11 protein-coding genes and 1 pseudogene are annotated in these 13,523 nt (G+C 71.8%); 6 read left to right on the top strand and 6 right to left on the bottom strand.

Translation table 11 applies throughout. The features are described from left to right. The first annotated feature begins 48 nt into the window (after positions 1–48). A complete protein-coding gene (locus ACI79X_RS20455; RefSeq protein ID WP_457027254.1) occupies positions 49–894 on the top strand; it encodes a DUF4191 domain-containing protein in 846 nt (281 codons plus the stop codon). Positions 895–1,083: 189 nt separating this feature from the next. Here the strand turns inward: ACI79X_RS20455 and ACI79X_RS20450 are convergent. Together ACI79X_RS20450 and ACI79X_RS20445 are read right to left on the bottom strand one after the other, a co-directional pair. Beyond that, positions 1,084–1,443, bottom strand: a pseudogene (locus ACI79X_RS20450) (GNAT family N-acetyltransferase); the annotation flags it as partial. Continuing rightward, positions 1,440–1,862 carry an RDD family protein gene (locus ACI79X_RS20445; RefSeq protein ID WP_457027253.1) on the bottom strand — a complete coding sequence of 141 codons (423 nt, stop codon included), beginning with the start codon at positions 1,860–1,862 and terminating at the stop codon, positions 1,440–1,442. The gene ACI79X_RS20445 and the pseudogene ACI79X_RS20450, both read right to left, overlap by 4 nt. Positions 1,863–2,024: 162 nt before the next feature. On the opposite strand from ACI79X_RS20445, the gene glnA reads away from it, so the two are divergent. Beyond that, positions 2,025–3,458 (top strand): type I glutamate--ammonia ligase, encoded by a 1,434-nt coding sequence (gene glnA, locus ACI79X_RS20440; protein ID WP_457027252.1) that lies wholly within the window; start codon positions 2,025–2,027, stop codon positions 3,456–3,458. Between the two features lie 53 nt (positions 3,459–3,511). On the opposite strand, the gene ACI79X_RS20435 is transcribed toward glnA, so the two are convergent. Beyond that, positions 3,512–4,594 carry a tyrosine-type recombinase/integrase gene (locus ACI79X_RS20435; protein ID WP_457027251.1) on the bottom strand — a complete coding sequence of 361 codons (1,083 nt, stop codon included), beginning with the start codon at positions 4,592–4,594 and terminating at the stop codon, positions 3,512–3,514. Between the two features lie 300 nt (positions 4,595–4,894). On the opposite strand from ACI79X_RS20435, the gene ACI79X_RS20430 reads away from it, so the two are divergent. Further along, entirely contained in the window at positions 4,895–6,640 is a 1,746-nt protein-coding gene (locus ACI79X_RS20430) for a DUF4304 domain-containing protein (protein WP_457027250.1), read from the top strand. A 124-nt stretch (positions 6,641–6,764) separates the two neighbouring features. Next, positions 6,765–7,229, top strand: coding sequence for a hypothetical protein (locus ACI79X_RS20425; RefSeq protein ID WP_457027249.1), 465 nt, complete (start codon positions 6,765–6,767; stop codon positions 7,227–7,229). Positions 7,230–7,752: 523 nt separating this feature from the next. Here the strand turns inward: ACI79X_RS20425 and ACI79X_RS20420 are convergent. From ACI79X_RS20420 to ACI79X_RS20410, 3 genes are all read right to left on the bottom strand, one after another. Then, positions 7,753–7,968: a hypothetical protein gene (locus tag ACI79X_RS20420; protein ID WP_457027248.1), complete on the bottom strand. Its 216-nt coding sequence runs from the start codon at positions 7,966–7,968 to the stop codon at positions 7,753–7,755. Positions 7,969–8,090: 122 nt separating this feature from the next. After that, the gene (locus ACI79X_RS20415; RefSeq protein WP_457027247.1) at positions 8,091–9,350 is read right to left on the bottom strand and encodes a hypothetical protein; all 1,260 of its coding nucleotides are present in this window, start codon (positions 9,348–9,350) and stop codon (positions 8,091–8,093) included. A 1,206-nt stretch (positions 9,351–10,556) separates the two neighbouring features. After that, entirely contained in the window at positions 10,557–10,679 is a 123-nt protein-coding gene (locus ACI79X_RS20410; protein ID WP_457027246.1) for a hypothetical protein, read from the bottom strand. Between the two features lie 163 nt (positions 10,680–10,842). On the opposite strand from ACI79X_RS20410, the gene ACI79X_RS20405 reads away from it, so the two are divergent. Continuing rightward, positions 10,843–11,979 (top strand): transglycosylase domain-containing protein, encoded by a 1,137-nt coding sequence (locus tag ACI79X_RS20405; protein WP_457027245.1) that lies wholly within the window; start codon positions 10,843–10,845, stop codon positions 11,977–11,979. 85 nt (positions 11,980–12,064) lie between these two features. Then, positions 12,065–13,519 carry a sugar porter family MFS transporter gene (locus ACI79X_RS20400; RefSeq protein WP_457027244.1) on the top strand — a complete coding sequence of 485 codons (1,455 nt, stop codon included), beginning with the start codon at positions 12,065–12,067 and terminating at the stop codon, positions 13,517–13,519. The last annotated feature ends 4 nt before the right edge of the window (positions 13,520–13,523 follow it).

Below are 13,523 nucleotides of genomic sequence, written 5' to 3'. Positions count from 1 at the left end.
TGCCCCGCGCCGACCGGGGACGCGCCCGCGCGCCCCTATCCTGGGGACATGGCACGCAGCAAGCCCACAGACTCCACCGCGCCGTCCGGGCGCGGCAAGGCCGCGACCGGTCCCGGCTCCCGCGGCCGGACCACGGGCGGTGCCACCGCGGCGAGCGCCGCCGGCAAGGGCAAGGCCCCGAAGGTCGGCAAGGACGGGCAGCCCAAGGTCGGCCGGCTGAAGAAGGTCGGCAACCAGGCCCGCATGATCAAGCAGGCCTACTCGCTGACGGCGAAGAACGACCCGAAGCTCCCCTGGCTGATGCTCATCGCCTTCGTGGTGGTGGCCGGCCTCGTCGAGCTGGTGGCGATCCTCTTCGGCGCCCCGTTCCTCTTCCTGCCGATCGCGGTCGTCCTGGGCCTGCTCGCCGCGATGATCGTCTTCGGCCGGCGCGCGCAGGGCTCGGCCTACCGCCAGGTGGAGGGCCAACCCGGCGCCGCCGCCTGGGTGCTCGAGGGGATGCGCGGCGACTGGCGGGTCTCCTCCGGCGTCGCCGGCACCGCGCAGCTGGACTCCGTGCACCGCGTGCTCGGCCGCCCGGGCGTGATCCTGGTCGGCGAGGGCTCCCCCAGCCGGGTCCGCGGGCTGATCGCGCAGGAGAAGAAGAAGATCGCCCGCGTCGTCGGCGACACCCCCATCTACGACATCACCGTCGGCGAGGAGGAGGGCCAGGTCCCGCTGCGCAAGCTCTCCACCCACGTGATGAAGCTGCCGCGCAACCTGTCCGCCGGTGAGGTCAACACCCTCGGCCGGCGGCTGGCCGCCCTCGGCGGCGCGCGCATGCCGGTCCCCGGCGGCCCCCTGCCCGGCGGCCGGCAGATGACGGTCAGCCAGCGGCAGGTCCGCCGCCGCTGACCCCGGTCCGATGGGGAGCCCCGCACCGCACGGTGCGGGGCTCCCGTCGTCTAGAGGCGGTCGAACGGGGCCGCGTAGCGGAACGTGCCGCGCGGCCAGGGGTCGGCGAGCGCGCGGGCCCGGAAGTGCCCGCCCCACGCCGGGTCCGGCGCCGCCAACCCGAAGGTCCGCGGCGGGGACGAAGCCCGTCCGGGAGTACCAGCCGGGGTCGCCCAGCAGCGCGACCAGCCGCTCCCCCGCGGCCTCGGCGACGGCGACCAGCGCGTGCACGAGCACCGTCCCGATGCCGCGGCCCTGGACCTCCGGCCGCACGCCGACCGGGCCGAGCCCGAGCGCCGGGGCGCCGATCGGCTCGACCCACCCGCAGGTGGCGATCACGTGCCCGACGACGTCGCCGCCGTCGACCGCGACCAGCGACAGGTGCGGCAGGAAGCCGGGGTCCTCGCGCAGCTCGCCGGTGAGCCGGGCCTCGACGTCGGTGGGGAACGCCGCCCGGTGCACGTCCGCCACGGCCCGGTGGTCGGCGGGCCGCTCGCGCCGGACGATCACCTGTCGCGGACGACGGCGGTGTCGGTCAGCCGGTCGTGCAGGCCGCGGCCGTCGGCGTCGACGACCAGCGCCGGCACCAGCAGGAACAGCAGCGCGGTGCGCACGACCGCCCGCCACGGCGCCAGCCGCGACGCCGGCCGCGGGTGGGCCAGGCGCAGCCCGAGCAGCCGCATGCCCGGCGTCTGGCCGATGGCGACGAGGGAGACGACGTACACGACGGCCAGCGACAGCAGGCTCCAGTTGCCCGGCAGGTCCGGGGCGGTGAAGAAGCCCGCGACGACGGCGGAGAGGAACGCGTCGACGAGGAAGGCCAGCACGCGGCTACCGAAGGTCGCCAGCGATCCGGGCCCGTCGGCCGGCAGGCCCAGGGAGGCGCCCCGCCGGCGCTCCTGAGAGGGTGGCTGCGCGTCCCTGACCATGCTCTCAGCGTAGGACCCGACCGCCGCAGGCCCGCCCGCCCCGGGGAGTCCCCTCCCCGACACGCCGGGTTCGTTGTTACCGCCCCGAAACAGACGGGACACCGGCGGGCAACTCCCCGGCCATAGCGTTCGGACGGCTGTCCACCCGATACCGGAGGATCGATGTTCACCAGTCCCGACGAGGTCGCCGCCTACATCCGCGACAACGACGTCGAGTTCGTCGACGTCCGCTTCTGCGACCTGCCCGGCGTCATGCAGCACTTCACCATCCCGGCGTCGACGTTCGGTGAGGACACCTTCTCCGACGGGCTCGGCTTCGACGGCTCGTCGATCCGCGGCTTCCAGGCGATCAACGAGTCGGACATGCTGCTGCTGCCCGACGCCAACAGCGCCTTCCTCGACCCGTTCCGCAAGCACAAGACGCTGAACGTCAACTTCTTCATCCACGACCCGATCACGCGCGAGGCCTACAGCCGCGACCCGCGCAACGTGGCGAAGAAGGCCGAGGCCTACCTCGCCAGCAGCGGGATCGCCGACACCGCCTACTTCGGGCCGGAGGCGGAGTTCTACATCTTCGACTCCATCCGGCACTCGACCGGCATCAACGAGGGCTACTACCACATCGACTCGGTCGAGGGCTCCTGGAACTCCGGGTCGCTGACCGGCGAGAACGGCGGCCCCAACCTCGGCTACAAGACCCGGGCCAAGGGCGGCTACTTCCCGGTCGAGCCCTTCGACCACTACAGCGACCTGCGCGCCACGATGATGGCCAACCTGACCGGCGTGGGCCTCGAGCTCGAGCGCGGCCACCACGAGGTCGGCACCGGCGGCCAGGCCGAGATCAACTACAAGTTCGACACGCTGCTGCGGTCGGCCGACAGCCTGATGCTGTTCAAGTACGTCATCAAGAACACCGCCTGGGCGCACGGCAAGACCGTGACCTTCATGCCCAAGCCGCTGTTCGGCGACAACGGCTCGGGCATGCACTGCCACCAGAGCCTGTGGAAGGACGGCGAGCCGCTCTTCCACGCCGAGACCGGCTACGCGGGCCTGTCCGACACCGCCCGCCACTACATCGGCGGCCTGCTGGCCCACGCGCCGTCGCTGCTGGCCTTCACCAACCCGACGGTCAACAGCTACCACCGCCTGGTGCCCGGCTACGAGGCCCCGATCAACCTCGTCTACTCGGCCCGCAACCGCTCGGCCTGCTGCCGCATCCCGATCTCCGGCGACAACCCCAAGGCCAAGCGCATCGAGTTCCGCGTGCCCGACCCGTCGGCCAACCCCTACCTCGCCTTCTCGGCGATGCTGATGGCCGGCCTCGACGGCATCAAGAACAAGATCGAGCCGCCGGCCCCGGTGGACAAGGACCTCTACGAGCTGCCGCCCGAGGAGGCCATGGGCATCGACAAGGTGCCCGCGTCGCTCGACGCCGTCCTCGACCGGCTCGAGGTCGACCACGACTACCTGATCGACGGCGGGGTCTTCACGCCCGACCTGATCGAGACGTGGATCGAGTACAAGCGGGAGAACGAGATCGACCCGATCCGCCTCCGCCCGCACCCGCACGAGTTCGCGATGTACTACGACATCTGATGCGGACTGGGCCGGTGACCTGCGCGAACAGGTCACCGGCCCTTCTCGTGCTCTCAGTCTGCTCTCAGCAGGGATGATCTTCCGCTCGGCGATCGCGACCGGAGCACCGCACCGACCACAGCTCGGGTGGCCTCGTCCCGGTCGGGCCACAGGTGTCCGTAGGTGTTCAGCGTCGTGGTGGCCGATCCGTGCCGGAGTCGGTGCTGCACCGTCTTGACGTCCAGTCCCGACGCGATGAGCAGCGAGGCGTAGTAGTGGCGGAGGTCGTGGAAGCGGAAGTCCTCCGGTAATCCCACTTGCTTGCGCCGAGCCGCCCGTACCGCCCGCTCGATGGCCCAGGTGGACGACGGACCGCGGATCCCGTCGGTGACGACGGTCGATCCGGGGAACCGTCGCACCGCGCCCGCCAACTGCTCGACGAGCTCGGCCGGGATGGGGATCGACTGACCGCTCATCGCCGACTTGAGCGGCTTTCCGCCGGCCTGCTCGACCGGAGTGACGACGCCGGCCTCGAAGTCGACGTCGACGACCCGCAGGCCGGCGACCTCGGCGGTGCGCAGGCCGGCGAAGGCGCCGAGGAGCACCGCGGGACGCAGTTGCTCCGCGACGGTGTCGTGGAGAGCGAAGACCTGCTCGGTGGTGGCGACGTAGGGCCTGGGCCTGCCGGCGGCCGGCGAGGTCCGGTGGGAGCACGGTGATCGCAGGATGAGCCCGTCGTGCACGGCGTCGGACATCAGCTGGGACAGCCGACGGTGCAGTGCGTAGACGTATGAGTCGGCGGCGCCCGCGGCCTTGAGCTCCGCCGTCCAGCGGCGCACGTCCGACGGTCGGATGGTGGCGAGCGGCCGGGTGCCGAAAGCCGCCCGGATGTGGGCGAGGTGAACGCCGGCCTGCCGGACCGTGGAGGCGCGACGGGTGCCGTAACCGGCCAGCCATTGGTCGCACCACTCCCCGACGGTGAGCTTCGCGGTCGCCGGATGTATGTGCCGCCCCTCGGCCAGCGCGGCGGTCTGCTCCGTCAACCAGCGAGTCGCATCGACCTTGCGGCTGAAGGTCCGGGTGATCTGGATGGCACCGGGCGCAGGTCGGTAGCGCGCCTGCCACGTCCCGTTGGCACGCCGGTCGACGCTCCCCACGCGGTACACCTCCCCAGCGCATGACGCGGAGGCAAGCCACGCACGAGGACCGGGCCTCCTGGAGGAACGCGCGACATCTGTGGATCGCCGGTGACCTGTTGACAGCCACTCACCGCGAGGCTGACGGGGCGCCGCTGCCCTCCGTCGAAACGGAGGTTGCTGAGCAGTCCTCCTGTACTTCTCCAGTGAGGTGAGGCCCCTACTTGAGGGCACGCACTCGCTACAGATGGCGGACATCGATGCGCGTGTCGACTTCCGGGCGGCGGAGCGGCAGGGAAACCGGGCCTGATACTGACGCGCGTGCCGGACCTGGAGTCGCACCGTGCGGCGGTGGATCGTGCGCTGTCGGCCGCGGGAGTCACCTGGGAGGCCTGGCCCCGAGCGGCCGTCGAACGTCTCGCCGACCCGCAGGACCAGCTCTCGGCACTACTGATGCTCTTGGCACCCTCGGCGACTGTGTCGCCCGGCGACGAGGCGGCCGCTGGTGACCGGCCGCGTGAGGTCATCGATCGGCTCCGCCGGCGGCGGTTGCCCTGGACGGCGCCGACGGCAGGACTGGCGCTGCGTGTGGTGCGGCAGCGGGGCGAGTTCGACCACGTCCGGGTCCCGACTGCCCTGCGGGGAGCTGAACGGGTTGCGATGTCGGGCGCAGCCGACGTCGCGCTGTTCGATGAGCTGCAGCGCTGCCGGACTTGGCTGACCGGCATCCCGGACGACTGGCAGGTGCCTCAGACGCGGTCCCTGGCCGACCGGGTGCTGGCCGCGCTGGCGCCACCGGACATGCTGGACCTCTCGCTGTTGCACGACGGGGACTGCTGGGGTGCTGCGGCCCGCGAGTGCGTCCGCGCCCATGACCCGAGCGCGGTCACCGCGCTGGTCAGACGACTCGGGGAGCTGGGGGCCGGCGCTCCGTCGGCGACCTGGCTGCGGCGGGTGCAGGACGCCCTCGAGGCGTCCGCCGCCCGGGACCTGTTGCGCGACTGGCTGCGGCTGGCTGCCGACAGCGACGTCATCGCCCGCGACGGGCAGGACCGGTCCTCCGGCGGGCGACTGTTCGCCCCGGACAACGAGGACATGGTCCGCGCCGCGGTTGTGGCGACGCGGCTGTTGCCCGAGGAGCAGTGGGTGCCTGAGCTGTTGGGCGTGCTGGCGCGGCGCGGGGCAGCGAGCAGCGGCGCGCCGGGGGTGACCGAGGCGCTGTGCCTGAAGGTCGCAGGTGCCGCTGTCGACAGCCTGGCCGCCCGCGGGACATCCGCCGACCGGGAAGTGCTGGGACAGCTGTTGGTGGACCTGTCCCGGCGTGACCTGGTGAAGCGGATCGGCGCGGCGCTGGGCGCCGAGGCCGAGGCGGCTGATCGGGACACACGACTTCGGCGGGAGAAGGCGGCCGCCGTGCGAGGCCGAGCAGACCCCGGGCCGCGACAGGCACGGGCGGAGGTCGACGCGCTCCTGCGGCGGCATCTGGCGGCCACGCTCCGCCGGCACGGCTTCCACGGGAGTGGCCGCACCTGGCGACGGCTGCACGACGACCGCGTCGACGTCGTCTCCCCGGGGTCCAGCGGTGATGAGCTCGCGGTGGCCTTCGGCACCCGCTTCGACGCCGCACATCCCGAGAGCGAGCCTCATCCGGTCGAGCGGGCCGCCCTCCGTGACTACCACCTCGACATCCGGCTCATCGAGTACTGGGGACTTAGCGGATCGGACCTCGACCGGCTCGCCCGGCACCTGAACGCCGTCGTCGTGCCGTTCCTGGACACACTCGGGCGCTACGAGCTGACCCGTTCCTTTCTGGAGCACCGCAGCGGTGCACCGGCTCCGGGGTGGGAGGTCGACGTCGTGGAGCCCCACGGGCCAGCAGCCGACGGGCTGCTCGGTCTGCTCGCGCTCGCCGCATCGGACCGCGCCACGGCCATCGACCGGCTGACGCGCCGGCTGACGTTCGAGGACTCACCTGGGCGCGGCGATGGCGACCACGCTGAGGCGGCCCGGCGCTTCTGGCGCGGCCAACTCGCCCATGCTCAGGCGCTGCCCGGCGGCGACGACTAGAACGGCGCTGCCTGACCACCGGCCCATGGGCTACGACAGGCACGCCTCGATGTCCCCAAGCGGCCCACTTGAGGACACCCGCAGCGACGACAGGTCCGCATCGACTCACCTGTCATGCGCGAGCATGTCGCTGATTGCGCAGTGGCCTCGAGAACGCCACGGCGCCTGCATGGCTGGAGTTGACATGACTCGACGTGATCTGGTCTTCCTCTGCGTCGGCATCGTCGGCGTTCTCATCGGCATCTTCGGGCTCGCCAAGTGGTTTTTGAGCTATGACGGTCGCTCGGCCATCGACCTCTCGTCCTTCGTGGAGGACCCGGGCCCGTCTATGCCGGGCGCCGCGATGGCGACCGCGGATCTGTGCACAACGACGCTGCCCTGCATCCAGGGCGTCGACTCCACCACCCTGACCTTGCGCCGGTTTGATTCGGCTCAGCAGGCTTCGGCCGCCGCGGCCGCGCTCGGAGGAGACGTTCGCCTCGCCGGATGGATCGTCGTCGAGTTCAAGCCGGGCGCCCTCGCCGAGGACGACAAGTCGAACTTCATGTCGGTGCTGTACTGCTTGCACGTCGGGCCGGATCCTTGTTGACCGCCCTCACCACCAGGGCGGGTGGAGCGTCGGCGAGTGTCCCTGAGCGGCCCACTGAGGGACACATCTCGGCGCTTCGAACCGGCCCTTTGGCCTCGGCGGACTGTGGCACGGTTAGCGGGCCATGCTGACGCCGCACGCACGCGAGCTGCTGCAGTCCGTGCTCGAGGATCTGTCGGAGCCGGCTCCGTACCCGGGCACCGCCGGCGACGTGGAACAAGCGGTTTGGATTGACCAGCAGGAGGCGGAGTCGGCACTCGCCGGGCTGATCGGCACTGCGCTCGCAACTGGCCGTGTGGACGGCCAGGCGCTCCGGGAGACGTGCGCCCTCGTGGAGAGGAGCGGCACTCGCACCGATGCTGCGCGGGTGGCCGCGGCACTCCGCGTCCTAACTGTAGGGACGTAAGTCCTGCGGGACCCCTACGACGCCTGTGTTTCTGAACGGCCCACTAAGGGACAGTCAGCGGCGGCACCGCCCCTGCCCGGTCCGGGTGGAGGCCGTTCGCCGTCCCGAGGGGGCTGATTAGGGCGCGCCGCCCTCGGCGGCGGTGCGGAGTCCCCGGCCAGTCACGCGCGCCTCCCAGGCCCGGTCAGGGATCGCCTTCTGGAACTTGAGCACCGCCTCGCCGACCGCGATCAGCAGTTCGTCGTGCACGAACTCCCCCGCCCGCATCGGCACCTTGACCTGGATGACGTACATCGGTTCGGGGTCGTCGCCTGGGATCTCCTGCACCGTCATGCGCTTCATGATTCCCCGGTTTCTCCGTGGGACGTCCGACTGGCGCATAGGCCGCCCTCACGACGAGGCCGACCGATGTCCCTGAGCGGCCCACTATGGGACGCCGGCTGGAGACGGCAGGGTCAGCTGAGGAGCGGGGAGATGTCTTGCCCGTCTGAGCGCTTGGCTCGGCGGTACTCGTCGTAGGTGACGATGGCGTCGGCGATGTCAGCGCGGGCGGCCTGGAGTACTTCGGGCTTGGGGGTTGGTCCGTCGGGTCGGAACCAGGCGTCGGGATCGGTTGTGGTCAGCAGCCGGCCTGCGTCGAGCTGCTCGACGCGGTACATCTGCGGATCGGCGGCCAGGCCGTCGAAGCCGGGACCGAGGTACATGACGCCGAAGGCGTCGATGATTCGCCGGTCGTCGATTGGCGCCAGGCGGTCGATCTGGTCCGCCGGCGCCGCCGTCTCCGCCCACTTACTCGGCAGCAGGGACCTGGTTAGGTGCGGAGCCTGGCGGGCGATGGTGCGCAAGGCAAACGCCGAGGTGATGTGAGGCGCCAGGCGTTCGATCAGCTCGCGGACCGCCGCCACGACCAACCCCGGTGCCTGGAAGGTCTCCTCTTCGACGCTGAACAGCACCCTGCCCGGCTGGTACTCGAAGCTGACCTGGCGCGCCTCTCCCGGCCAGTTCCCCACACTCGCCTGCACCGGCAGACGCGCGCTCCGCAGAGCCAGGCGCGCGGTGGCCTCCCACAACTCCGGGGCCGGCTGAAGGCTCGACGCCCCATGCGCCACGTACCGCTGTCCGCCCAGGCCTCCGCGCACCTCCAGACACCACGCCAGCGCGGTGTCCACGACCGCGGCCCACGCCTCCTCCTGCAGGTCGCTGCGGTGCCGCATCCGCAACGCTGGCGGCAGCGCCGAAGCTCGGCGCTGCTCCAGCCGGCGCAGCACATCGGCACGCCAAGGCAGGGTCACCGACACCGCCGTGACGGGGTGCCGTCCTGAGACGTCATCAGGACCCTTCGGTCCGGTCAAGGCGACGGGGTTCCAAACCTCCTCCTGAACCCCGACACGGGCGTCCAACCCGGCGGACTCGAGCGTCGCGGACAGATCGCTCACCACCGACACCAGATGCGCGCTGTTCCCGTATCCGACCAGACGCAGCAAGAACGCCCCGTCGGACAGATGCAGGGGACCTAGCAACTGCAGCCCCTGCAAGGCCGGACGCTGTCCCAGCCGACCCGCCGCCTCCGCCACCCAAGAGGACAGCACGTCGGCCAGCACACCCGGCGTCGCGGAGCGCAGCAGCAACCACAATCCGGAGTCATGCCGCAACGCGGATCTGATGCCCTTGGAGTCGACCACTACCGCCACAAACACGTCCCCCACGGTCGCCACCGGATCCCAGCAGCATGCGTCGTTCGCCAAGCAAGAGCGAGCGTCCGCGAGCAGGGATGACCCAAAGGGAGTGTCACAAGGCGAGCGTGTCCCTAGAGCCGCCTTCAGGGACACCTCGCCGTGGCCCATGACCCCACATGGAGGCGTTGCCGCGGCGTCCTGTCGAGCGGCCGTGCGGTGCACACGCAGAGCTCGGGCCGTCGGCACTGGAGATGGCCAAGATCGAGGGACACACCTCATGCACTCGGCGTCCGCGAACTCGTCGGACGGGTTGCTGGAGGTCGCTGAGGAGTCTGTGCCCATGGCAGCTGGCCGACGGACCGAGGACCGAACACGCCGGCGCGAGGCTGAACGACAGCGTCGCGAGCGGCGTTCACGACGGGATGCCACAGACCTACCGGTGGCGGCTGAGTCACCGACGGATGCTCGCTCAATCGGCGAAGCCCGGCGGCAGGCAGCGACGTCTTGCGCCTGGTGCGGCGGTGCCATCACGCCCCGGCCGCGAGGGCCGGTCCCGAAGTGGTGCTCGGTCGGCTGTCGACGTCGCGGCTGGGAGCAGAGCCGCGCCGCAGCTTCCGGCCGGTCGGCCATCGAGGTGGTGGAGCGGCGGGTCGAGGTTCGCGTGCCGGTAACGCCGACACGTCGGGACTGGCCACCCTTGCTCGCGGAGCTGACCCGCCAGCTGGAGGACGGACGCGTCTACGACCGCGACATACTCCGGCTTGGTGAAGCACTCAGGTCGGCCCTTGACGCCCACAACCGTCGGCTGCTCGGTCGGGACGCGGCCTTCTTGCGCCCGAGCTGAGTGACCAAAACGGCTGAAGACCCAAGCGAGCCGTCGCCCCGCCGAATGATGGCGACCCGGGGTGCCACCTCCCCAGCGAACGGAACGGTGGGCGCACGGCAGAAAGCGGTCTCGAGGGCGTCTGCGCGCATGAGTACAGGTTGAACTTTGCGGGCCTGCTCTCAATCGGCTCTCAGTAGGTTCAGCGACGTCCGCTAGTGATCAAGCACGGCCAACCGGAAATCCGCAGCTCAGAGCAGTGTCCGTCATTAGCCAATGTAGGCAGTCCATACGGCACGAGAACGCGATGTACTACGACATCTGATCGACGGGGGCACCGCCCCTGAGCTGTCCGACCGCGGCCCCCGCCGGGAACTCCCGGCGGGGGCCGCGGCGCGTCCGGGTGCGCCGGGGGCCGGTCGTCAGACGGCGGCCGGGTGGCCGGCGACGATCACCGAGCGCTCGCTGACCTCGAACCCGTCGCCGACCGCGTTGTCGCCCACCAGCTGGTCGAGGACGCCGTCGAGCGTCTCCCGGTCCTGCACCCGCCACAGGCACCGGACCCCGGCTGTCGTCGGCGGCGGTGGCGGTGGACACGAGCTCGACGCCCGCCGGGCGCACGACCCACCGCCCGCGACGGCGGCTCGCGCACGAGTGCCGCCCGTACCCTGGAGAACCGGTCCGTCGGTCCACGGGAGGACAGCACGCATGCCCTTCGCGCCCCGCCGCCGCTCCTCCGGCGAGCCCCCGCCCGAGCGGTCCTGGACCGACCGGGCGCCGACCCGGCGGATGTCCCGGCCGGCCGCCGGGCCCGAGGGACCCGGGCCGTTCGGTGCGTCCGGGCCGTACGACGGGCCGTACGACGCAGGCGCGCCCTACGGCGAGCCGTGGGCGCCGCCTCCCCCGTCGGCGCCGGGCACACCGCCCGGCCGCGGCGCCCAGCCGCCCGGCGGCGGGGCACCGCCGGCCCCGCCCGGTCCGCAGCGGCGGCGGGGCTGGGGCCGCCGCGGGGACGGGGGACCCGAGCCGCGCCGGCCGCGCCGCCGCCGGCTGCGCCGGGTCGGCCGCGTGCTCGCCGTCGTCTTCGTCCTGCAGGCGCTGGTCATGGTGTCGCTGCGCTGGGTGGACCCGCCGACGACGGCGTTCATGGCGGCCAACGACCTCGGCGCGATCCAGCAGTCGGTGCCGGTGGAGCACGTGTCGCGCAACTTCCTCGCCGCCGTCATCGCGCACGAGGACCAGCAGCTGCCCTACCGCGACGGCGCCTTCACCTGGGACGAGCTCTCCGGCCGCGCCGAGGCCCGGCTGCGCGGCGAGGAGGACCCGTCGGGGTCCACCATCCCGCAGCAGGTGGCCAAGAACCTCTTCCTGAACCAGAGCATGAGCATCTGGCGGAAGGCGCTGGAGGCCGGGCTGTCGGCCGAGCTGGCACTGGTGGTCGACGACCGGCGCATGCTCGAGCTCTACGTCAACTACGCGCAGCTCGGCCCGCAGCTCTACGGCATCTGCTCGGCCAGCTGGTACTACTTCGACACCCCGCCGTCCACGCTCACCGTCGACCAGGCCGTGCAGCTCGTCGGGCTGCTCCCCTCCCCCGGCCACGTCCAGCGGGCGCCCGGCGGCGGGCTGGACTACGACGTGGAGGACGGCCTCGGCTGGCTGTCGCGCTCGCACGTGGTCAACGCGCAGAACCGGGTGCCGCGGCACCTGGAGGCGCAGGGCTTCGGTCCCGTCGAGGACGCCGGCGTCGAGGGGCTCGCCCAGGACCAGCCGCCCAGCGACGACGACTGCTCGGAGGCGCCCGAGGAGGTCACCGAGCTGATCGCGGAGCAGGGCACGGAGTAGGACGCCGTCCGACGCTCGCCGGGCAGCTCGCCGAGCCCGGACGTAGCGTGACCGGGACCTCAGCGTCTCGATGGAAGTGGGCCCCATGGCCAGGTCCGACGGTCCCTCCCGCAGCGCGTCCGGCACCGTCGGGAGCCGGACGGGCCCGGACGACGGCGGGGGCCTGACCGGCGCCGTCGTCGTCGTGGCCCTGGTGTCGGCGATCTCCGGGCTGCTCTACGGCTACGACACCGGCATCATCTCCGGCGCGCTGCTGCAGATCAGCGACGAGTTCGGCATCGGCAGCGGCTGGGAGCAGGTCATCGCGGCCTCGATCCTCGCCGGGGCGGTCATCGGCGCCCTGACGTGCAGCCGGCTGTCCGAGCGGCGCGGCCGGCGCGGCACCCTGCTCATCGTCGCGGGCGTGTTCGTCGTCGGGTCGCTCGGCGCCTCGCTGGCGCCGGACCCGCTGACGCTGTCGATCGCGCGGGTGGTCCTCGGGTTCGCCGTCGGCGGCGCCACGCAGACCGCGCCGGTGTACGTCGCCGAGCTCGCCCCCAGCCGCTACCGCGGCCGGCTGGTGCTCTTCTTCCAGATCGCCATCGGCGTCGGGATCCTCGTCGCCACGATCGTGGGTGCCACCGAGGCCGTCGACTGGCGCGTCGCGATCGGGGCGGCCGTGGTGCCCAGCGCGATCATGCTCGGGCTGATGCTGCGCCTGCCGGACAGCCCGCGCTGGCTGGTCAAGCACGGCCGGGACGACGACGCGCGGCAGGCGCTCGAGCGCGTCCGTCCCGCGGGGACCGACGTGTCCGGCGAACTGTCCGACATCGACGAGCTGGTGGAGGCCGAGCGGACGGCGAGGACGGCCGGCTGGCGCGGCCTGCGGGAGCCCTGGGTGCGGCCGGCGCTCGTCGTCGGCTGCGGTCTGGCGATCTTCACCCAGCTGTCGGGCATCGAGATGATCGTCTACTACTCGCCGACGATCCTCACCGACAACGGCTTCTCCGACACCGCGGCGCTGCGGGTCTCCGTCGCCCTCGGGGCCACCTACCTGGTCACCCAGCTGATCGGGCTGGCGATCATCGACCGCGTCGGCCGGCGGCGGCTCACCCTGCTCACGCTGCCGGGCGCGGCGCTGGCGCTGGTCGTGCTGGGCACCTTCTTCGTCACCGGCAACGACGGCGAGGCGCAGGTCCCCTACATCGTCGCCACGCTCATCGCCTTCATGGCCTTCACCGCCGGCGGCATCCAGCTGATGGGCTGGCTCACCGGCTCGGAGATCTACCCGCTGGCCACCCGCGAGGCCGGGGCCGCGGCGCAGTCGGCGTCGCTGTGGGGCACCAACCTGCTCATCACGCTGACGCTGCTGACGACCATCGAGACCATCGGCACCGGTCAGACCTTCTGGCTGTACGCGGCGTTCAACGTCGCCGCGTTCGTCTTCCTCTACCTGAAGATGCCCGAGCTGACCGGGCGCAGCCTCGAGCAGATCGAGCACAAGCTGTCGGAGGGCGAGTTCCGGCCCGCGGACTTCGCCGGGCAGCGCGCCGGCCGGTGACCTC

It is taken from the genome of Geodermatophilus sp. SYSU D01119 (assembly GCF_054049975.1).
This window is presented reverse-complemented; position numbering and strand designations above follow the sequence as displayed.

Coding starts and splice junctions, on each gene's coding strand:
- ACI79X_RS20455 (WP_457027254.1), top strand. CDS start 49: ATGGCACGCAGCAAGCCCACAGACTCCACCGCGCCGTCCGGGCGCGGC.
- ACI79X_RS20445 (WP_457027253.1), bottom strand. CDS start 1,862: ATGGTCAGGGACGCGCAGCCACCCTCTCAGGAGCGCCGGCGGGGCGCC.
- glnA (WP_457027252.1), top strand. CDS start 2,025: ATGTTCACCAGTCCCGACGAGGTCGCCGCCTACATCCGCGACAACGAC.
- ACI79X_RS20425 (WP_457027249.1), top strand. CDS start 6,765: ATGTCGCTGATTGCGCAGTGGCCTCGAGAACGCCACGGCGCCTGCATG.
- ACI79X_RS20420 (WP_457027248.1), bottom strand. CDS start 7,968: ATGACGGTGCAGGAGATCCCAGGCGACGACCCCGAACCGATGTACGTC.
- ACI79X_RS20405 (WP_457027245.1), top strand. CDS start 10,843: ATGCCCTTCGCGCCCCGCCGCCGCTCCTCCGGCGAGCCCCCGCCCGAG.
- ACI79X_RS20400 (WP_457027244.1), top strand. CDS start 12,065: ATGGCCAGGTCCGACGGTCCCTCCCGCAGCGCGTCCGGCACCGTCGGG.